The following is a 19,738-nucleotide window of genomic DNA, read 5'->3' as shown; positions in this document are numbered from 1 at the left end:
GAATAAATACTAAATTTTTGAAAAGTTTGTCTAATTTTGTATTATTTCCTGGAAAATTCATTTAAAATACTATATAAGTGTTGAGGAAGGAGGAAAACATGAAGAAAATTATCTCTTTTCTAATGGTTACCCTTGTAATCGGATTTGGTTTGTTATTTGCAAATCAAACCGGCTCTGCAGAAAATAAAGTTTTTTCGATGGAATCACATTCAGCCAGTAAATTGGTGATGACTGAAAAAGAAATCCCAGAAATGGTTAAACGGTTTGAATTTGATTCGGGCTATCAATTTGAATACCCTGATGCTATTAGAGGTATTTATGTTTCAGCACACTCAGCAGGTGGAGATCGATTTGCACGTCTTGTTCAATTAATTGATGAGACAGATCTTAATGCAATGGTAATTGATGTTAAGGACGACTTTGGATATTTAACTTATCTACCTCCACAGGGCTCGAATTATCATGGGATTGGTAAGGATTATATCAAAGATCCTAAAGCCATGCTTAAGAAGCTGGAGGAAAAGCAAATTTATCCAATCGCAAGGGTTGTCGTGTTTAAGGATTCGGTATTGGGGAAGAAACGACCTGATTTGTCTTTTAAAGAAGGGGAAAAGGTTTGGACGAATGGGCGAGGGGACGCATTCGTGAATCCATTTATGAAGGAAGTTTGGGATTATAATGTAGGTGTCGCAATTGAGGCAGCAAAACTTGGATTCCAAGAGATTCAATTCGATTATGTCCGCTTTCCTGAAGGATTTGAGAAACTTGATCAAACATTAAAATTTGGTATGGGGGAATATGAAAAAGTTAATCTTGATAACGTTCAAAAACGTGTCTCTGCTGTTACGGATTTTGTGGCTTACGCAAAAGAAAAATTAGAACCCTATAATGTAAAAGTATCGGTAGATATCTTCGGGTATAGCGCGACATTGCCTGAAGCTCCTGGAATTGGACAAAACTTCTCAAAGATTTCTAAACATGTCGATGTCATTTCTTCAATGATTTACCCTAGTCACTGGACAGCTTATTTTGGGATATCGCGTCCTGACCTCGAACCATATCGATTGGTTTCTGAATATGCGAAGGTTGAAAACTATAAACTTAGCCAAATTGAAAACAGGCCTGTTTCAAGACCATGGCTCCAAGATTTTACAGCAAGTTGGCTTGGAAAAGGAAATTATACAGTTTACGGAAAAGCTGAAATAGAAGCTCAAATAAAAGGGTTGCAAGACCAAGGAATTAATGAATTTTTACTATGGAACGCTGCAAATACCTATACAAAAGGTGTGGATTACACGCCATAATAAGAAGGCTGGTCAAAAGACCAGCCTTCACTTCTTATTTTTTTCGTCCGCCAACATTTTTCCAACCGGCTTTTACATTTAAATCACGATTAACAATATCAGAACCAGATTTACCTCCAAAGACTCGTTCCCCAATGCCATTTGCCATAACACCCATCAAAGCAGTAATACCAATGACTAAAACAGCAATAAGACCTAAATCCATTATGTAGCTTGCCATGAATATCCCTCCAATGAAAACGTATTCCTTAATTCTATTCTATTCCAAGTTTACATTTAATTAAAGAGGGAATATCTAATTTGCGGAGATTCTTACTAAGTGATCATTTATTATCATTTAAAGATTATAATGATAATCGGAACATCTTAAAGAAATGCGTAATTCTAGAAGCAATAGCAGTTAATCATCCCGATTTCATTTGCATTTAGACCTATGATGTATCAAGGTCTTCATGATTCAAAAGTTTTCTTCAAAATTGTCTATCTTTCTCAGAAAATTTGAGGTATAATAATTAAAGAAATTACTTAATTAAAGTCATTTTAATTTAGGTTTTTATTCACCCATGACCAATCTTACTGATTGTTAAGTAATAATCTACTTTTTAAGGGAGTGATAAGGTTTATGGTTACTCTTTATACTTCTCCAAGCTGTACTTCTTGCCGAAAAGCGAAGTCATGGTTAGAGGAAAATCACATTCCGTATCAGGAAAGAAACATCATTTCAGATTCTCTTTCAATCGAAGAGATTAAAGAAATTTTACGTATGACGGAAGATGGAACAGATGAGATCATTTCAACTCGTTCTAAGGTATTCCAAAAATTGAATGTAAATCTTGAGACAATGCCTCTTAAGGATTTATACAAATTAATTCAAGGAAATCCTGGACTTCTTCGTCGACCAATTATCATCGATGAGAAGAGACTTCAGGTAGGATATAACGAGGACGAAATCCGCAGATTTCTACCGAGAAAAGTTCGTAGCTTCCAACTAAAAGAAGCGCAACGCTTAGTAAACTAACATCAAGAAACTTCTACTGTAAAAACGTAGAAGTTTTTTTATTTATTAGGACATTTTACTCGTTTTCAATCACAATTCGTATTATAATGGTACATAAAACAGAGAGGACTCCCGAAAAACCTAACCACATTCATAATAAATATGGATGAAAACCGGGCAAAACAACTGTTTTTTTAAAATTAGCCTTTTTTATTTCCATTCTCATATCTTTTAACATAAAATAAAAGTACAAGATATAGACTTTTTTCTCAACTAAGGTTATTCTGCAACATTTATGGGAAAAGTGAATAAAAGAGCATCTGGCTCGGGGGTATAACGTCCCTTCAAAATCTGAGCAGAGAAGGGAGAGGTTCTGTAATGGAAATCGAACGAATCAACGAACATACAGTAAAATTCTACATTTCATATAATGATATAGAACAGCGCGGGTTTGAACGTGAAGAAATTTGGTATAACCGAGAGCGAAGTGAAGAGCTCTTCTGGGAAATGATGGATGAGATTCATCAAGAAGAAGAATTCACGATTGATGGTCCACTATGGATCCAAGTCCAGGCGTTAGAAAAAGGGTTAGAAGTTCTTGTAACACGAGCACAACTTTCAAAAGACGGGAATAAGTACGAACTTCCTGTTGGTGATGATAAAATGCCAGTTGATGAAAAGATTGAATCTTTATTAGATCAACAATTTCAATCGAAATATGAGGATAAAGATTTTATCGAAGAATTTGAAGAAGAAAACTTCCAATTTTTAATTCGCTTTAATGATTTTGAAGATGTCATTTCACTTGCACATCGAATTCAGCTTGAGGGATTAAACAATTCCTTGTACTCATTCGAAAATAAATATTACTTATTTATCGAATTCAATGAAGAAACCTACTCAGAGGATGAACTTGAAGATATGCTTAGCATTGTGCTGGAGTATGGGCAAGAATCAGCAATGTCGATTCATAGAATTGAAGAGTATGGTAAAAAGATAATTAATGAGAATGCGTTAGAAGTTATGGTTGAACACTTCTCACTATAAGCAAAAGTCGATTTCATTTTGTGGAATCGGCTTTTAACTTTATTGAGTAGAATTTCCCATTTCTACTGAGTAAAGTTAAAGCCTCTGGCGGATGCCTCAGATTTTCAAGGGATATTTTTTCGGGTTGTAAGATCAAAGACTAAAAACGTCACATCCTGTGGCAACGTCTTTATNNAATACGCCAAGGCGTATTTGACCTGCCTTCGAAATGTTCACAATTTTTTGATTGTACAACTATGTCATCTATGCTATTTTAAAGGAGCAATCTATATAAAGGAAGGAGATGACGTGAGTGTTTGTTGCGTTACGTAATAATGGTGAATATATATCACTCGTGGAAAAATGGGAGCGCTCCGATTTGCATAAGCTTCGCGATCATGAGACATTTCATTGTCCGGCTTGTCATAGCATAGTCCAGCTTAAGGCAGGACTGAAAAAGACTCATCATTTTGCACATTTAAAAGGAGCCGAATGTACCATTAAAACAGAACCAGAATCTGAGTATCACCTCGAGGGCAAACGCCAGCTTTATCATTGGTTCCAAGCCCAAGGCTATGATGTCAAGCTCGAGCCTTTTTTACCCGAAATATCACAACGTCCAGACCTCTTAGTGACCACACAAAACACACGCTTCGCAATTGAGTACCAATGCTCCCAAATCGAATATTCCTTGTTTAAAAAGAGATCAGATTCATACAACAAAGAAGGCATTATACCCATTTGGATTTTAGGTGCAAAATGGTTTAAACGAATGTCTGCCTATTCGGTTCGATTATCACCTTTTCAATGGCTATTTTCGACCTCCTTTAATCAACCAATCTATCCTAGCATTCTTTATTACTGCCCAGATACCTCTACATTCGTCAAACTATCTAATCTCCATCCATTTACTACAAGCGAAGCTTTTTGTTCCATTCATTTTTACAAAGAAAAAGTGATCTCCTTTCCAAGACTTTTGGATCCAACCAATCCCTCGGTAACTTTCCGACATTTATGGAGCAGAAAAAAACAGAAGTGGAGGGCAAGCTACTCCGTTTTTCCATCCAACCATTTGGCCTCATTTTTGACCACCCTTTATCAAAACCGAATACCTCCAGCTCATTTACCTTCAGAAGCGGGACTGCCTGTCCCATCAGGATACTGGTTTCACACAACGCCGATGATATGGCAAATGTGGATTTTACTAGATCTTTTGCTTCCTCTTGGGAAAGGGGATACGTTCTTTTTTTCGAATGTAATGGAAGTCATTTCAAAGCGAATTGCTACAAAAGATATTATGATTAGACAGTTGCCATTAGTGTTTCATACCCAATATTCACTGGCCGTTGAGGAATACCTAAAGGTCCTTGTAGAAACAGGTAAATTTAAACAGATTTCGAAAACAAAATATGAAAAAATAGGAGCATTTGAAATACCTTCGAATTTAGACGAAGCTTGCAAAATGGATGAAAAACAGTTGGCAAGTGTTGGAAAGCATGAAGAGGATGGATTGGCAAAACATAAGATTGGAACGGACTGACTAAATTCAAAAAACTTGAACTTTTTTAATAAAAAAGGAGATAATCAATAAGGTATCGAATACTTTTTAATGAAAAGGAAATAGGAGGTTACTAAAATGGCTGAACAATCAACTATTAAAAAGCTCCCTAATCGGGATGAAATTGCTGAGCAGGATACATGGAGATTAGAAGATATTTTTGCTTCAGACGAAGATTGGGAAAAGGAATTTACTGAAGTAAAAGAAATGATTCCTGGAATTGAAGCATTCCAAGGAAAGCTTGGTGAGTCTGCAGATAATCTTTTTGAGGCATTGGCTTATCAAGATGCCATTTCTTTACGAATGGGAAAAATCTATACATATGCACATATGCGAAATGATCAAGATACTTCAAATTCGTTATATCAAGGTTTATATGACCGGGCAACAAATCTATATACACAGGTAGGTAGTGCACTTTCTTTTATCGTACCTGAAATTCTATCTGTTGATGAGGAAAAAATCAAAACCTTTTTAGCTGAAAAAGAGGAATTGAAGGTTTACGAGCATGCTTTAAACGATATCAATCGTGAACGTCCTCATGTCCTATCTGCAAAAGAAGAAGCATTACTTGCACAAGCCTACGAGGTAATGGATTCTTCAAGCAATACTTTTGGTATGCTAAATAACGCAGATTTAACATTCCCAACCATTAAAGATGAGAACGGGGAAGAGGTTGAAATTACGCATGGCCGTTATATTCGCTTTCTAGAAAGCTCAGACCGACGTGTAAGAGAAGAAGCGTTCAAATCGGTGTATGACTCATATGGAAATTTTAAAAATACGTTTGGAAGTACATTAAGCGGAACTGTAAAAAAGGATAATTTTAATGCTCGTGTTCGTAATTATAAGTCTGCTCGAGAAGCAGCCTTAAGCAGCAATAATATTCCTGAGACCGTTTATGATAATCTTGTGAATACGATTAATGATAATCTTCCACTATTGCATAGATACGTCGATCTTCGCAAAAAAGCACTTGGTGTGGATGAGCTTCATATGTATGACCTTTATACACCACTTGTAAAAGATGTGAAAATGGATGTTTCTTACGAGGAAGCAAAAGATTATATCCTTAAAGGGCTTGCTCCATTAGGCGAGGATTACTTAAATGTGTTAAAAGAAGGCTTTGAAAATCGTTGGGTAGATGTTCATGAGAATAAAGGGAAACGCAGTGGAGCCTATTCCTCAGGAACCTATGGTACAAATCCTTATATCCTTATGAACTGGCAAGACAATGTGAACAATCTATTTACATTAGCCCATGAATTTGGCCACTCTGTTCATAGCTATTATACAAGGAACAACCAGCCATACACATATGGAAACTATTCAATCTTTGTTGCGGAAGTAGCATCTACTTGTAATGAGGCACTTTTAGGAGATTATTTATTAAAAACAATAGATGATGACCAAAAGAGATTATATTTATTAAATCATCAGCTGGAAGGCTTTAGAGGAACTGTATTCCGTCAAACTATGTTTGCAGAATTTGAACATATGATTCATATGAAAGCCCAAGAGGGAGTAGCATTAACACCTGATTTATTCACCGAAATGTATTATGAACTAAATAAAAAATACTTCGGATCAAATATCGTTGTGGATGATGAAATTGGGTTAGAATGGTCCCGTATTCCGCATTTCTACTACAATTATTATGTGTATCAATATGCGACAGGTTATAGTGCGGCAACGGCATTAAGTAAACAAATTTTAGAAGAAGGTAAGCCAGCTGTTGATCGCTACATTAACAACTTCCTAAAAGCAGGAAGCTCTAACTATCCAATTGAGGTACTGAAAAATGCAGGTGTGGACATGACTTCTGCAGAGCCAATCAAAGAAGCATGTAAAGTATTCGAAGCTACTTTGACAGAAATGGAAAAATTATTAAAGAAATAAAAGAAGAGGGCATCCACCGCGGGTGCCCTTGTTTTAATTATCGAAAACCCCTAAATCGATTTCGGTGATTATAAATAACAAGTGTCACTAGTAATGAAAGAAATAAAAGAGGGGTTGTGATATAAAGGGGGATTAATTTCATTAAACCCAATATATTTAGTCCAAAGGTGATAATGATCATAATAGTCCCGATTATTAGCCCGATTCTCCTCATGTTGCCCGACCTCCTTACAAATGAATGTAAGTTCTTAATTAATATTTATGTCCAAGCGTGTGTTTTAAGAATAGGAATTTGACAACTTTGTGAAATAATGTACAAATAGTTGAAAATGGTTATCAATCTTTGCTATTATTTAATCAAGAAGTAATCACACAAACAACACCCCTTTGTTTGAAGTGAATTTCTCCCATCCCCTTTATTTAAATAGAAAAACGACTTGGACCAATCGGGTTCAAGTCGTTTTTGTTATTCTTCTATATACCTCCAAAACGTTCCGTATTTAACGGGAACTTGTTCGACTCTTTGCTTTAATATAAGCTTTTTCATTTCACGTTCGACTTCTGGTATAGGCAAATCGTACAGAACTGAAATTTCTTTTGTGGCAACGAATTTAAAGTATTTTAAGAAATCCTCTAACGGTGGTGGCGGGGTAGGTTCAACTTTTTCGCCGAGCATTTCGTAAATAATATGAACATACATTTCATATGGATAGCAGCCAGTAATTTTTAAACCTTCCTCTTCAATGTTTTCATTAAAGAAAACAAGTGTTGGAATTTCATCCACTTCCATTTCAGATGTGATTTTTAAATCGCATTGGAATGCTTTTGCAGCACTTGATGAATGAAGATCATTTAAAAATTCATTTACATCAAGACCAACTTCTTCTGCACACGCAAGCAATACGTCAGCATCTGAAATATCACGTTTTTCAAGGAAGAGATTTTCCTGAAGCTTTCGTAAAAAACGGATTCCTGCTTTTTTTCCTTGTAGTTCAGCAGCTTTAATCGCAATAGATACAGAATGAGGTGCAGAAATTGGATTTTCAAGCCAAATGCTTCCGTCACAAGACATTCCTGATCTACTTGCAGTGCGTTCCCATACTTGAGCCATGTCAGCAGGTTTTTTCCTTTTTTGAATATTCAAGGAAGCAAGGCGGCCACTTAAAATATGGCGAATTGTAAAATACTTTCCATATTCAATTGATAGTTTTTTTAATATAGGTTCCAATGACCAACAATCAGGACAAAGTGGATCAATGAACATATAGATTTCCAACGGACGGTTACTAGATGATGGATTGAATCCCATATTTTTGGTTTCTTTCAAGACCTTACCCCCCTTTCAACTCATCAGGAGTGAATAATCAAATGTTGAGTGTATTAACATTTTATCAATGGACGAGATTTAACTCAAATAAAGCGCACTTTTACAGGAATGAAATTTATGGAATTAAAAAAACTCTCTCTGATTGGTCAGAGAGAGCTTATATTATCCGAGGTAGGTTTCTGTTACTTTTCTAACATAGTTTTGTGTTTCTTTGAAGGGTGGTATGCCCTGATACTTGTCCACATTTCCAGGTCCGGCATTATATGCAGCTAAAGCAAGTGAAACATTTCCACTATAACGGTCTAGCATATTCCGTAGATATTTTGTACCTGCTGCAATATTTTGAGCGGGATCTGTTATATCAGTAACACCCAAACCACGCGCTGTTGCCGGCATTAACTGCATAAGACCAGTAGCACCAGCATGACTTTTCGCATTTGGATTAAAATTGGATTCGTGCTTTATGACAGAACTGATTAATCGCGGATCAACATTGTATTTTTGTGCCGCTTGTTGAATCAACTCATCATAGTTGCTAGAAACAGGGATGGTTTTGGGATTCGAAATCGTTAACGGCATATAATGAGTATTGCTGTATAAAGATGAAGGATTAACCTTCGAACGGATACTTTCAGTTGGTGAACTAGATGAATTAGACATGAGTTGCAATAGCATGTCCTTAAATATGGAGTCATCATTACTTGTTGTCGGTGAATTTGATGTTGAAGCATTTCGTAATGCCTGAAGCTCCATTAATACTTTAAAATCTATCTTCAAATGCGTTCCTCTCCTCGTAGAAGTTGTTTTTTGCGATTATAAAACCTACGAATTTTATTGTCAGTTTTACGAAGTGGAATATTGTATTGATTGAGTAATTCTTTGAAAATTACTTTTCCGATCACTTCATCCGTTACCTCATATTCTACCTCGAAATCGCTCGAATTTAAATAGTAACTCTTATCCAATACGAGTAAGCCATTTTTATATTCGACTTCAGCACGTTTCGTTTTTAAAGACCCAAAGAAAGTAACATCCATAGGGTTGATAGAAAGTGTTTTTAAAATGGTAGAAACATCGCCATCGATGATTGGTCCGCCATCAAGCATTTGCTTGGCTTCTTCCATGGTCAATACTTGGTGGGTCTCAAGTAATCCACGTTCAACAGGCTGTTTTAAGGTGAGAGTATATATGCCTTTCTTTTCACGGATACGTAGGGCGGCACCTAGATTTTTTAATGAAAATTCGGCTGTATCAAAATAAAAGTTTTCTTGGATCACTTTTTTGTCATCGTCGATTGAGAATGCAGAAAGTAATCGATGATATTCGTCATCTGATAGAATATTTTTAAATTCAATTTCAAGCTCTTGGCGCATTTTTTTCAACGTCCTTTATAACAATTTGTTATATGTCCAGCTCAAGGCGCCATCGGTTCTCTGGTCTAAGCCAATCGCTTCGGAAGGGAAAGTGTACCTTCTGTCAGCGCTTGTCTTATGCTTGTCGCCGATAGGCGGGCGCCTTGCGCTTTTCTTAATTATATCACGAGGTGTGTCTTTTTTAGGAATTGGTTATCAGTTTCTTTAAAGAATTGATGTACATATGATAAAATAGGTGTGGATTTGGAAATGTTGAAACGTATAAAGGAGATTACTGATGCAGAAGCGTATTGAAATTAGTCATTTTAATTATTCTAAAAACCGATTGGAGCTTAGGGCGGATCATACAGATTTTGATAAGGACGGATTGCGTGCCAGCGGTCAAATGCTGGTTGATTCCGATTCTTTAGCATTCATTTACAAGCTTGAAAATGAGCAGGAATTTATATATGTGAGTTTGCCATCGGCTGTTTGGCCATCACTTAAAAATGTTATTTCAGAAAAACAACAAGTTATTTTACACCTAGAAGACAACGAACTCGAACTAGTCGATATCATTCCTGAATTGGAATACCTTTTACAAAACATTGAAGGTAATGCGAATTATGGAGATGGGATGGTCGAGCTTGTTGAAAAAACATTCTTATCCTAGTTAAGAAAATGGGGGGCTATTATGAGTAAAGACTGGGATCTTTTTTTGGCTCCATACAAGCAAGCTGTTGATGAGCTGAAAATAAAGCTTAAAGGAATGCGAACTCAATTCGAAATGCAAGGTACCCATTCCCCGATCGAATTTGTAACGGGAAGAGTAAAGCCAATACCAAGTATTTTAGATAAAGCAACAAAGAAGAATATTCCACTCGACAAAATCGAAGAAGAGATGCAAGACATTGCAGGACTTAGAATGATGTGTCAATTTGTAGATGATATCAAGCGGGTTGTCGAATTATTAAGGATGCGAAATGATCTAGAAATCATTGAAGAACGAAACTATATTACACAAAAGAAAGAAAGCGGCTATCGCTCCTATCACCTTGTGATTAAGTATCCTGTTCAAACCATTGATGGTGAGAAGAAAATTTTAGTCGAAATACAGGTTCGCACTCTTGCGATGAACTTTTGGGCAACGATCGAACATTCCTTAAACTACAAATATAAAGGCAGATTTCCAGAAGAGATCGAGCATCGCCTACAACGTGCGTCAGAGGCTGCTTTTCTACTTGATGAGGAAATGTCAAAAATACGCGGCGAAATTCAAGAAGCACAGGCTATTTTTTCAAGAAAAACGGATAGTAAGGAATCTGATAATACTTAATGGATAGGGTGTAAAATATGAGATTTGCTGTAACTTCGAGGGGTGATTCGAACTCGAATACATTAATGCAAAAAATAAGAACGTATTTAATGGATTTCGGGCTCACATATGATGAGGACCAACCAGATATTGTTGTTACAGTCGGAGGGGATGGAACACTTTTATATGCCTTTCACCGTTACCGCAGCCGATTAGATAAAACAGCTTTTGTTGGTATTCACACAGGGCATCTAGGGTTTTATGCAGACTGGGTTCCAGAAGAAATTGAAAAACTTGTGATTGCGATTGCTAAAACTCCATACCAGGTGGTCGAATACCCGTTACTTGAGGTTTATATCCGCTATATCAATGGTGGGCGTGAGTCTAGGTACCTTGCCTTAAATGAATGTACGGTAAAAAGTGTAGAAGGATCTCTTGTAATGGACCTTGAAATCAAGGGGCAGCTTTTTGAAACATTCCGCGGGGATGGATTATGTATTTCAACTCCTTCGGGAAGTACTGCATATAACAAAGCACTTGGTGGTGCCATTTTACATCCATCGATTGAAGCAATTCAAGTTGCAGAAATGGCTTCGATTAACAATCGTGTGTTCCGAACGGTCGGCTCACCATTAATTTTGCCGAATCATCATACCATATTAATGAAACCGGTGAATGATGTTGACTTTCATATTACGATTGACCACTTAACTCTTTTGCACAAGGATGTGAAATCCATTCAATGCCGCGTCGCTCCTGAAAAGGTTCGTTTCGCACGTTTTCGTCCATTCCCATTTTGGAAAAGGGTTCGCGATTCGTTTATTTCTGATTAAACTTTATTTTGCAAAATTCCTACTTAATAGTAAGGGATGAATGTAAAAAGAGAACAAATTCGGTGGGGAGTTCAATCCCGGCTAAATAAAGTTAGCCTCCGGCGGATGCCACAATTTTTTAAAGGAAATTATTCGGGCAGTAAGATCNNCAACGTCTTTATGACCCATATCCTGTGCGCCAAAAAAATTGGGCGCAAATTTGCTAGGCGTATTTGATTGAAGGGAAAGAGAATTGTGGCGGCTTTTACATTAGAATGGAAGATCTCATCACAAGATACAGGAAAATTAGTGAGAGAGTTTTTACGGGAGCAGGCCATTTCAAAAACGGCCCTTACCGATATTAAGTTCGCAGGTGGCGCGATTACATTAAATGGCACCCCTGTTACGGTACGACATCGTTTGGTTGAGGGTGAGGCTCTAAAGGTGGTATTCCCGCCCGAGAAGCCTAGTTTAGATCTGAGGCCTGAAAATCTGCCTTTACATATTGTGTATGAGGACCCATACGTGTTGGTTGTGAACAAACCGCCATACCAGCAGTCAATCCCGTCCCGGGAGAGTTCAACTGGAAGCCTAGCGAATGGACTTTTGTATTACTATCAATCTACAGGACATGATGCAACAGTGCATTTAGTTAATCGACTTGATCGGGATACATCTGGGTTGCTGCTAGTTGCAAAGCATCGTCATATCCACCATCTATTTTCCGCTCAACAAAAGACCGGAGGAATGAAGAGGACGTATGAAGCCATCGTTCATGGCGGGTTCGATGTGGAAGCAGGTACGATTGATGCCCCAATTGGTCGGAAGGACGATAGTATTATCGAGCGCCAAGTGCGGGAGGATGGTCAAAGAGCGGTTACACATTTTCGGGTCATTCACAGGCTAGCTGATTGGACACATGTGCAGCTTCAGCTAGATACAGGGAGAACCCACCAGATTCGTGTTCATCTTTCCCATATTGGGCATCCGATTGTAGGGGATGATTTGTATGGGGGCTTGCGAGTAGAGATTAGCAGACAAGCACTTCATTGCCGAGAGCTAAGTTTTTGGCATCCCATGGATAAAAAAGAGGTAGTCTTTTATGCGGAACTACCTGTTGACATGAAAGAGTTATTGGAAAAAGCGACCTTTTGAGGTCGCTTTTTGTATTTCAGTTGTGGAGGTGTATGATATTCCAATAAATAGTAGGTGGGTGTCCATTGGGGAACGCTGGAGATGTCTTAAATTCCAGGTATTAGGAGGTTAGTGGTTTTCAAGGTGACCTGGAGATACATCACGTTCCATATTTTAGGAGTGTAATGTCCTCCGAAACGGGATGGAGATGCACTGAGTACCAATTATTAGGATGTTGATGTCACTCGAACCGATCTAGAGGTCTGCTGCTACATTCCATATATTAGGATGCTGATAACCTTCAGTACGCAACAGGTCCTTAAAACCTACCCAAACTCCCGAAACTTCTCCGCAACAAGCGGCATTGATGAAGGAACTGATATTGTCTCCATCTCTGGATATCTCAAAGCTGTCAAACTCCCACCAAAAACACAACCGGTATCGATATTCACAGTATGATTTACCCATCTTGGCTCCTTCACTGGCGTATGCCCGTAAACAACCCAGGAAGAGCCTTTATACAGCTTTGCCCAATCCCGTCTTTCCGGCGTCCCATCAGGGTTATTTTTGCCTGTTATATCCCCGTACAACACAAAGGTTTTCACCTTTTTATCATCGCGTCCGATATAGTCTTCACGAATTCCTGCATGGGCAATGACCAAATTTCCTCCATCCAGTCTTTCGTAGAGTGCAGAAGCTTCATACAGATCAATAAACTGATCGCGAATCGATTCTTGTTTCATTTTATCCAAAGCTTCATACTCGGCAACGGTTGTTTCCAAGCCATGTGTGGTTTGGACCTTGTTCCCTTGAAAAAAACGATACAGCTTGTTACAGTGATTGCCAGGTACATAATGTGCTTTTTTTTCTAGTACTACAAGCCTAAACACAGTCTCAATTACCTTCAATGACTCCGGGCCGCGGTCTGTTAAGTCCCCGACGAAAGCGAGCACTCGTTCATTATGTACTGGAATTCCACTTTTCCAAGAATAACCTAACTTCTTTGTTAATTCTTGAAACTCCTGAAAACAACCATGTATATCTCCAATTACATCTATTTTCATCTTAAGTATCCTTTCAAAAAAAATCACGCCACTCTCTCTATTATAAGGAGAATGACGTGATATTATTTCAATCAAATACGCTTTGGCGTATTTGCGCCCGATTTTTTTCGAGCATGCTCGAAAAGTTTCCATTGAAAAATCGTGGCATCCGCCGGAGGCTTTAACATTATTCAATAGGGGTTCAAACCCTATTGAATAATGTTAGTCGAACATAAATTTCTTCGTTCTAGACCGAACATTCAGCACAATCCCGATCGCAATCATATATGTGGCAAGGGAACTACCTCCATAGCTAATGAACGGTAATGGAAGACCTGTGATTGGTAATATCCCAATTGTCATTCCAACGTTTTGGAATACTTGGAAGGTAATCATGCCGATCACACCTGCACATAGGTAACTGCCGTATGGGTCGTGACTTTCTAGTGCAATATGAATCATTCGATAGATTAATAAGAAGAATAAGGACACAATAATACTTGCCCCTATAAATCCAAATTGTTCTGCTACTACTGCAAAAATAAAATCGGTATGCCCTTCAGGAATCTGAACTTCTGATTCCCGATAGCCTTTGCCGTGCAGTTGACCGGAACCAATCGCAAGCATAGATCGAACAAGTTGGTGCCCTTCATTACTTTGGGTCCCCCAAGGATCGAGCCAACCATAAAAACGATTCATCTGGTAGTCTTCTATAATATACTTAAAGAAAAAATCTGGAAAGTTGAAGTAGAGGAAGACACCTAAAGATATTGTAAAAACGGTCGTAAATAGAACAGACAAAATGATTCGCCATTTAATTCCGGCAACGAGTATCATTGTAACAATTATTGACATAAAAACCATAATCATTCCCATATCCGGTTGTTTATAGAGTAAAAACATGGGTGGCAAGGATGCTAACAAAATTTTACCAATTAATAGTAAATCATCCTTTACTTCACTAACTACATATTTTTCACGGTGATCTGCGATAATTTTACTCAGCACGATGATCATAATAATTTTCATTAATTCCGATGGCTGGAAATTCCCGATGCCAGGAAAAGAATACCAGGCTGTTGCACCTTTAATTTTTTCAGCATAAGGGATGGGAAAATATTTTGCTAAAAATAAACCAAATAATAAAAACATCCCTATTCCATATAAATACCATGAAATCATTTTAAATCGGTCGAAATCAATAACCATTGTCCCAATGATGACAACAATTCCTATTACATACCATTGAAGTTGTTTGGCTGCAAAATTTATAATTTTAAGCTTTTCTGGTAAAAAGGGCTGTGCACTTTCGATGGCGATGGCACTAACTATCGCCATAAGAAATAAAATAAATAATAATGTATAATCAATTTTTTGAGGAATATTTTCTTTGTTCATGGGGAAAAAATCCTTTCTAATCACCCTCGAGTTTTATATCATAGAAAACAGGGTATCATTCAATATCCAATTACCTTTTTTAAGCTTTATAACCCAATACTATCTTAGCTTATTTTTGAATGTTTGCAAATCATTACATACAGGTGAACTAAAAAATTAATGATATACATACAGCCTCAAAAAGTAAATGGTCGTATGTTACATTTTATGAAATGTATGTTAAGATTTTATCTTTATTCAGCAAAAGTCCTAAACGTCTATATGTGGGGTATAAATAAATAAATAAATGAAATTTTTTTATGCTGGTTACCCCTGGCTGAATAAAGTTAAAGCCTCCGGCGGATGTCACAGATTTTCAAAGGAAATTTTTCGAGCTTAGGATCAAATACTAAGAACGCCGTGTCCTACGGCCAACGTCTTTGTGACCCACATCGTGTGGGCCTAAAAAATCTGGGCGGAAATACGCCAAGGCGAATTTGATTTTCAGTTGTTGTAAGAGGGGAGAGTGAATATGTTGCAACAAGAAGTGAATGAGAAAGAACAGCAACAATTAGAAACTGAACAATTGCTGGCAGCTCTTGAAAATGAGAATATTGACCTTTTCAGGACTGTATTTTTGGAAATACACCCGTATGAAAGATCGAAGTTCTATGCGAAGTTGCCAAAAGATGCTAGAATGCGCGTTTATCATTTTTTATCGCCAACTGAAATGGCAGAGGTATTTGAAAACCTTGAGATCGATGAGAATGAGTATGAAGAACTTTTATCTGAGATGGATCACACCTTTGTCGCAGATATGCTTTCACAGATGTATGCCGACGACGCAGTTGACGTATTGAATGAATTAGATAAAGAACAGGTCGCAAGCTATTTGACAATCATGGATGATGAAGCCGCAGGGGAAATTAAACAGCTCCTTCATTATGAGGAATATACTGCCGGTAGTATCATGACTACTGAATATATCGCCATACATGCCAATCAAACTGTGAAATCAGCCATGTATATCTTGAAGAAAGAAGCACCTCGTGCCGAAACGATTTATTATGTGTATGTGATAGATGAAGAAAAACGTCTTGTTGGTGTTATTTCAATTCGTGATTTGCTCGTTAGTGATGACGATACAATGATCCATGAAATTATGAGCGACCGTGTTGTATCTGTGTCTGTTAGTGAAGACCAAGAAGAGGTCGCGCGGAAAATGAAGGACTATAATTTTCTAGCGGTTCCTGTTATCGATTTTCAAAATCATTTATTGGGGATTATTACCGTCGATGATATTATTGACGTAATGGATGAAGAGGCATCTGATGATTACTCCAAACTAGCGGGGATTTCAGATGTGGATTCAGCTGATAAAAATATTTTGACATCCGCAAAAAAGAGATTGCCATGGCTAATTATTTTATCTTTTCTTGGAATGCTGACAGCAAGCTTAATTGGACGATTTGAAGCGACTTTGGATCAAGTTGCGATTTTGGCTGTCTTTATTCCGTTAATTGCAGGTATGGCTGGTAACACGGGCACACAAGCTCTGGCTGTTGCCGTTCGGCGTATTGCGATTGGAGAGGATGAAGAAGAAAATAAATGGCTATTAATCCTAAGGGAAGCTGGGACCGGTGTAATAACTGGGGCCGTATGTGGAGCGGTAATCATGTTTGTGGTTTATTTTTGGAAAGGTGATTTCTTCCTTGGTTTATTAGTTGGTTTCTCAATTTTAATTACTTTAATTGTGGCAACTCTTGCCGGCGCACTTGTACCGTTATTAATGCATCGTTTGAAGGTTGACCCTGCCGTTGCGTCGGGACCTTTTATTACCACAATTAATGACATAATTAGTATTTTAATTTATTTTGGATTAGCAACCTTTTTTATGGGGTATCTAGTTTAAAGGGGGTAAAACATGGAACATGGTGCTTCATTAACATCGTTAGTAATTGTGATGGTGGTGGCTTTTTTGACACCACTGTTATTACATAGGTTTAAACTCCGGGTAATACCTGTCGTTGTAGCGGAAATTATCATGGGGATTATTATCGGAAAAAGTGGGCTTGACGTGGTTGAGCCAGACATGTGGCTTGAAACCTTATCGACATTAGGATTTATCTTTTTAATGTTTTTAAGTGGAGTTGAAATTGATTTTTCTGCTTTTGCTGGAGGGAAAAAGAAACAAACACTACCAAGTGGCAAAAAGGCGCCAAGCACATTCCTAGTTTCGATTGTGGTATTTGCAGGAATTTTTATTTTATCACTTCTATTATCATATATATTTGTGTGGACTGGTTTTACGGATAATGCCTTTTTAATGACGTTAATTATTTCGACGATTTCCTTAGGGGTTGTAGTTCCAACCCTTAAGGATGCTCAAATCATGAAAACGAATATTGGTCAGATTATCCTACTAATTGCAGTAGTAGCTGACCTTGTTACGATGATTTTACTTGCTGTCTTTGCTTCCATTTATGGAGGTGGAGAAAGTAATATGTGGCTCCTGTTAATCTTATTTGGCGCAGGGGTACTCCTATATTTAGTCGGAAAGAGGTTCCAAAATCGTTCTTTCCTAGAAACAATGTCAAAAGGAACGGTTCAAATTGGAACAAGGGCAATTTTTGCATTAATCATGATCCTTGTTGCTCTTTCTGAAACTATTGGTGCTGAGAATATTTTAGGTGCATTTTTAGCCGGTGTGTTAGTCTCTTTATTGTCACCAAATCATGAGATGGTACAGCAGCTTGATTCATTTGGTTATGGATTTTTAATCCCCATCTTCTTCGTGATGATTGGGGTTGAACTCGACCTATGGGCGCTTTTCCAGGATCCAAAAATCTTAATGCTTATCCCATTATTGTTTATTGCTTTAGTTATTTCAAAAATGGTGCCGATTCTCTATATCAAACGTTGGTATGATTGGCGAACTACGATTGGAGCTGGGGCCCTATTAACATCAACATTATCACTTGTCATTGCTGCAGCTACAGTCGGAGAGAAAATGGGAGTCATTGATAACAGAATGTCAGGTGCATTAATCCTGGTTGCCGTTATCGCTAGTATTATTTCGCCGATTGGGTTTAAAAAGCTTTTTCCTAAGCATGTGGACGAAGAACCAGTTATTCGCGTCGCCTTTATTGGCGCAAACCAAATGTCATTACCTGTGATTAGGGAGTTGAACTCAAAGCTCTATGATACGACGATTTATCACACAACACAGGATCAGATTGATAAAAAGCATTCTGATTCAGTGTTTGATATCGTAGGGCTTGAAGATTATTCAATCGAAACGCTTCAAAATTTAAATGTGTTTGATGTCGATATTTTAGTGATTACAACTGGGTCGGATGAGCAGAATGCTGAAATTTCAANNGGAGTGGACCGTGTAATTGCAAGAATCGAATCGGGTTCACTTGGTGATGAACTCAAGAATCAAAATATCGAGGTATTTTCTTTATTAATGTCGACCAATACATTGCTTCGTGCGTTAATTGAAGTACCAAGTATTATGACAATCCTAACGAATCAGGAACAAGCCTTATATGAAATTGATATGAACAATAGTATATATTCTGGAACAATGCTTCGGAATTTCCCATTTACCGGAGATGTCATCTTTGTTCGAATCTTTAGAGGCAAAGATTCCATTGTTCCACACGGTGACACAGACCTCCAGCTAGGGGATCGTTTAATCGTTACCGGATCAAGGGAGTACGTTGATGAGTTGAGGGTGGATTTAGAATTCTAGTAATAAGAAAGGGCGAACCAAATTAAATGGTCGCCCTCTTTTTTTATCCTACAATATTATATCCTGAATCTACATAAATAACTTCTCCAGTCACTCCTCGAGAAAGATTGCTTAGCATGGCGATGGACATGTTTCCAACATCTTCTTTTGTCACATTGCGCTTAAGTGGTGCTTTTTCTTCAATCATTTTCATAATATCATTGAAGCCTGGAACACCTTTTGCAGCTAATGTTCTGATCGGACCAGCTGAAATCGCATTGATTCTAACTCCATCTTTTCCAAGGTCAAATGTAAGGTATCTTACACATGCTTCTAGTGAAGCCTTAGCAATTCCCATTACATTATATCCAGGAAGAGCGCGAACAGCACCAAGGTAAGACATAGTTAGGATAGAGGCATCTTCTGCTAAATATGGTCGTGCTGCTTTTGCTGCAGCTACTAATGAGTAGGCACTTGTGTCTTGTGCGAATGCATATCCATCTCTTGATGTATCAATGAAATCACCTTTTAAGTCATCTGCATTGGCGAATGCAACAGAGTGCACCAATCCATGAATGGTACCTACTTTTTCACCGATTTCAGTAAATGCTTGTGAGATGCTTTCATCGTTATTCACATCACATCTTACAATCATTTCTGCAGGGTAATTGTATTTCTCTAATAATTTTTCTAGCTTTTCACGTGAGCGATCTAGACGGTATGTATATATTACTTTTGCGCCAGCTTTATATAGAGATTCAGCAACTCCCCACGCAATACTTCTTTCATTTGCTACGCCCATAACGACGATATTTTTACCTTCTAATTGAATTAAATCTTCCATAGTTACCTCCATCA

General features: G+C 37.7%; 19 protein-coding genes. 11 read left to right on the top strand and 8 right to left on the bottom strand.

Annotated elements, in window-relative coordinates; translation table 11 throughout:
* The first annotated feature begins 98 nt into the window (after positions 1 to 98).
* Positions 99 to 1,304, top strand: coding sequence for a putative glycoside hydrolase (locus tag V7147_RS06510; RefSeq protein WP_335367042.1), 1,206 nt, complete (start codon positions 99 to 101; stop codon positions 1,302 to 1,304).
* Between the two features lie 34 nt (positions 1,305 to 1,338).
* Here the strand turns inward: V7147_RS06510 and V7147_RS06505 are convergent, their stop codons facing one another.
* Positions 1,339 to 1,524 (bottom strand): hypothetical protein, encoded by a 186-nt coding sequence (locus tag V7147_RS06505; RefSeq protein ID WP_335367041.1) that lies wholly within the window; start codon positions 1,522 to 1,524, stop codon positions 1,339 to 1,341.
* Positions 1,525 to 1,926: 402 nt separating this feature from the next.
* On the opposite strand from V7147_RS06505, the gene spxA reads away from it, so the two are divergent.
* The 4 genes from spxA to pepF all read left to right on the top strand — a co-directional run bounded on the left by spxA (position 1,927) and on the right by pepF (position 6,784).
* Positions 1,927 to 2,322 (top strand): transcriptional regulator SpxA, encoded by a 396-nt coding sequence (spxA, locus tag V7147_RS06500; RefSeq protein WP_057996450.1) that lies wholly within the window; start codon positions 1,927 to 1,929, stop codon positions 2,320 to 2,322.
* Positions 2,323 to 2,679: 357 nt separating this feature from the next.
* The gene (mecA, locus tag V7147_RS06495) at positions 2,680 to 3,348 is read left to right on the top strand and encodes an adaptor protein MecA (protein ID WP_335367040.1); all 669 of its coding nucleotides are present in this window, start codon (positions 2,680 to 2,682) and stop codon (positions 3,346 to 3,348) included.
* A 292-nt stretch (positions 3,349 to 3,640) separates the two neighbouring features.
* Positions 3,641 to 4,867: a competence protein CoiA gene (locus V7147_RS06490; protein WP_335367039.1), complete on the top strand. Its 1,227-nt coding sequence runs from the start codon at positions 3,641 to 3,643 to the stop codon at positions 4,865 to 4,867.
* Positions 4,868 to 4,963: 96 nt separating this feature from the next.
* Positions 4,964 to 6,784, top strand: a complete 1,821-nt coding sequence (gene pepF, locus V7147_RS06485) for an oligoendopeptidase F (protein ID WP_335367038.1) — start codon at positions 4,964 to 4,966, stop codon at positions 6,782 to 6,784.
* 37 nt (positions 6,785 to 6,821) lie between these two features.
* On the opposite strand, the gene V7147_RS06480 is transcribed toward pepF, so the two are convergent.
* From V7147_RS06480 to V7147_RS06465, 4 genes are all read right to left on the bottom strand, one after another.
* Positions 6,822 to 6,965 (bottom strand): hypothetical protein, encoded by a 144-nt coding sequence (locus V7147_RS06480; protein ID WP_438824562.1) that lies wholly within the window; start codon positions 6,963 to 6,965, stop codon positions 6,822 to 6,824.
* A 285-nt stretch (positions 6,966 to 7,250) separates the two neighbouring features.
* Entirely contained in the window at positions 7,251 to 8,093 is an 843-nt protein-coding gene (locus V7147_RS06475; RefSeq protein WP_335367057.1) for a ClpXP adapter SpxH family protein, read from the bottom strand.
* A 180-nt stretch (positions 8,094 to 8,273) separates the two neighbouring features.
* Positions 8,274 to 8,888, bottom strand: a complete 615-nt coding sequence (locus tag V7147_RS06470; protein WP_335367037.1) for a lytic transglycosylase domain-containing protein — start codon at positions 8,886 to 8,888, stop codon at positions 8,274 to 8,276.
* A complete protein-coding gene (locus V7147_RS06465; RefSeq protein ID WP_335367036.1) occupies positions 8,885 to 9,484 on the bottom strand; it encodes a CYTH domain-containing protein in 600 nt (199 codons plus the stop codon). Before V7147_RS06465 ends, V7147_RS06470 begins: the two co-directional genes overlap by 4 nt.
* A gap of 277 nt (positions 9,485 to 9,761) precedes the next feature.
* On the opposite strand from V7147_RS06465, the gene V7147_RS06460 reads away from it, so the two are divergent.
* The 4 genes from V7147_RS06460 to V7147_RS06445 all read left to right on the top strand — a co-directional run bounded on the left by V7147_RS06460 (position 9,762) and on the right by V7147_RS06445 (position 12,745).
* Positions 9,762 to 10,136, top strand: a complete 375-nt coding sequence (locus V7147_RS06460) for a hypothetical protein (protein ID WP_335367035.1) — start codon at positions 9,762 to 9,764, stop codon at positions 10,134 to 10,136.
* A 21-nt stretch (positions 10,137 to 10,157) separates the two neighbouring features.
* Complete coding sequence (locus tag V7147_RS06455) at positions 10,158 to 10,799, top strand: GTP pyrophosphokinase (RefSeq protein WP_335367034.1); 642 nt, start codon at positions 10,158 to 10,160, stop codon at positions 10,797 to 10,799.
* A 17-nt stretch (positions 10,800 to 10,816) separates the two neighbouring features.
* Complete coding sequence (locus tag V7147_RS06450; RefSeq protein ID WP_335367033.1) at positions 10,817 to 11,611, top strand: NAD kinase; 795 nt, start codon at positions 10,817 to 10,819, stop codon at positions 11,609 to 11,611.
* A 234-nt stretch (positions 11,612 to 11,845) separates the two neighbouring features.
* Entirely contained in the window at positions 11,846 to 12,745 is a 900-nt protein-coding gene (locus V7147_RS06445) for an RluA family pseudouridine synthase (RefSeq protein WP_335367056.1), read from the top strand.
* A gap of 305 nt (positions 12,746 to 13,050) precedes the next feature.
* Here the strand turns inward: V7147_RS06445 and prpE are convergent, their stop codons facing one another.
* Positions 13,051 to 13,788 (bottom strand): bis(5'-nucleosyl)-tetraphosphatase PrpE, encoded by a 738-nt coding sequence (prpE, locus tag V7147_RS06440; protein WP_335367032.1) that lies wholly within the window; start codon positions 13,786 to 13,788, stop codon positions 13,051 to 13,053.
* A gap of 201 nt (positions 13,789 to 13,989) precedes the next feature.
* A complete protein-coding gene (locus V7147_RS06435; RefSeq protein WP_335367031.1) occupies positions 13,990 to 15,165 on the bottom strand; it encodes an FtsW/RodA/SpoVE family cell cycle protein in 1,176 nt (391 codons plus the stop codon).
* Between the two features lie 511 nt (positions 15,166 to 15,676).
* Here V7147_RS06435 and mgtE point away from each other — a divergent pair.
* Both mgtE and V7147_RS06425 read left to right on the top strand, forming a co-directional pair.
* Positions 15,677 to 17,056 (top strand): magnesium transporter, encoded by a 1,380-nt coding sequence (gene mgtE / locus V7147_RS06430; protein ID WP_335367030.1) that lies wholly within the window; start codon positions 15,677 to 15,679, stop codon positions 17,054 to 17,056.
* 12 nt (positions 17,057 to 17,068) lie between these two features.
* Positions 17,069 to 18,901, top strand: coding sequence for a monovalent cation:proton antiporter family protein (locus tag V7147_RS06425; protein WP_335367029.1), 1,833 nt, complete (start codon positions 17,069 to 17,071; stop codon positions 18,899 to 18,901).
* 43 nt (positions 18,902 to 18,944) lie between these two features.
* Here V7147_RS06425 and fabI read toward each other — a convergent pair whose 3' ends face one another.
* Positions 18,945 to 19,724 carry an enoyl-ACP reductase FabI gene (fabI, locus tag V7147_RS06420; RefSeq protein ID WP_335367028.1) on the bottom strand — a complete coding sequence of 260 codons (780 nt, stop codon included), beginning with the start codon at positions 19,722 to 19,724 and terminating at the stop codon, positions 18,945 to 18,947.
* Positions 19,725 to 19,738 lie beyond the last annotated feature (14 nt).

Source organism: Bacillus sp. JJ1521, from assembly GCF_036965165.1.
In the GTDB taxonomy this organism is placed as follows: Bacteria; Bacillota; Bacilli; order Bacillales; family Bacillaceae_L; genus Ferdinandcohnia.
This window is presented reverse-complemented; position numbering and strand designations above follow the sequence as displayed.

Bases quoted from the DNA above. Each gene is read 5' to 3' on its own strand.
- V7147_RS06510 (WP_335367042.1), top strand. From the start codon at position 99: ATGAAGAAAATTATCTCTTTTCTAATGGTTACCCTTGTAATCGGATTT.
- V7147_RS06505 (WP_335367041.1), bottom strand. From the start codon at position 1,524: ATGGCAAGCTACATAATGGATTTAGGTCTTATTGCTGTTTTAGTCATT.
- spxA (WP_057996450.1), top strand. From the start codon at position 1,927: ATGGTTACTCTTTATACTTCTCCAAGCTGTACTTCTTGCCGAAAAGCG.
- mecA (WP_335367040.1), top strand. From the start codon at position 2,680: ATGGAAATCGAACGAATCAACGAACATACAGTAAAATTCTACATTTCA.
- pepF (WP_335367038.1), top strand. From the start codon at position 4,964: ATGGCTGAACAATCAACTATTAAAAAGCTCCCTAATCGGGATGAAATT.
- V7147_RS06480 (WP_438824562.1), bottom strand. From the start codon at position 6,965: ATGATCATTATCACCTTTGGACTAAATATATTGGGTTTAATGAAATTA.
- V7147_RS06475 (WP_335367057.1), bottom strand. From the start codon at position 8,093: ATGGGATTCAATCCATCATCTAGTAACCGTCCGTTGGAAATCTATATG.
- V7147_RS06465 (WP_335367036.1), bottom strand. From the start codon at position 9,484: ATGCGCCAAGAGCTTGAAATTGAATTTAAAAATATTCTATCAGATGAC.
- V7147_RS06460 (WP_335367035.1), top strand. From the start codon at position 9,762: ATGCAGAAGCGTATTGAAATTAGTCATTTTAATTATTCTAAAAACCGA.
- V7147_RS06455 (WP_335367034.1), top strand. From the start codon at position 10,158: ATGAGTAAAGACTGGGATCTTTTTTTGGCTCCATACAAGCAAGCTGTT.
- V7147_RS06450 (WP_335367033.1), top strand. From the start codon at position 10,817: ATGAGATTTGCTGTAACTTCGAGGGGTGATTCGAACTCGAATACATTA.
- prpE (WP_335367032.1), bottom strand. From the start codon at position 13,788: ATGAAAATAGATGTAATTGGAGATATACATGGTTGTTTTCAGGAGTTT.
- V7147_RS06435 (WP_335367031.1), bottom strand. From the start codon at position 15,165: ATGAACAAAGAAAATATTCCTCAAAAAATTGATTATACATTATTATTT.
- mgtE (WP_335367030.1), top strand. From the start codon at position 15,677: ATGTTGCAACAAGAAGTGAATGAGAAAGAACAGCAACAATTAGAAACT.
- fabI (WP_335367028.1), bottom strand. From the start codon at position 19,724: ATGGAAGATTTAATTCAATTAGAAGGTAAAAATATCGTCGTTATGGGC.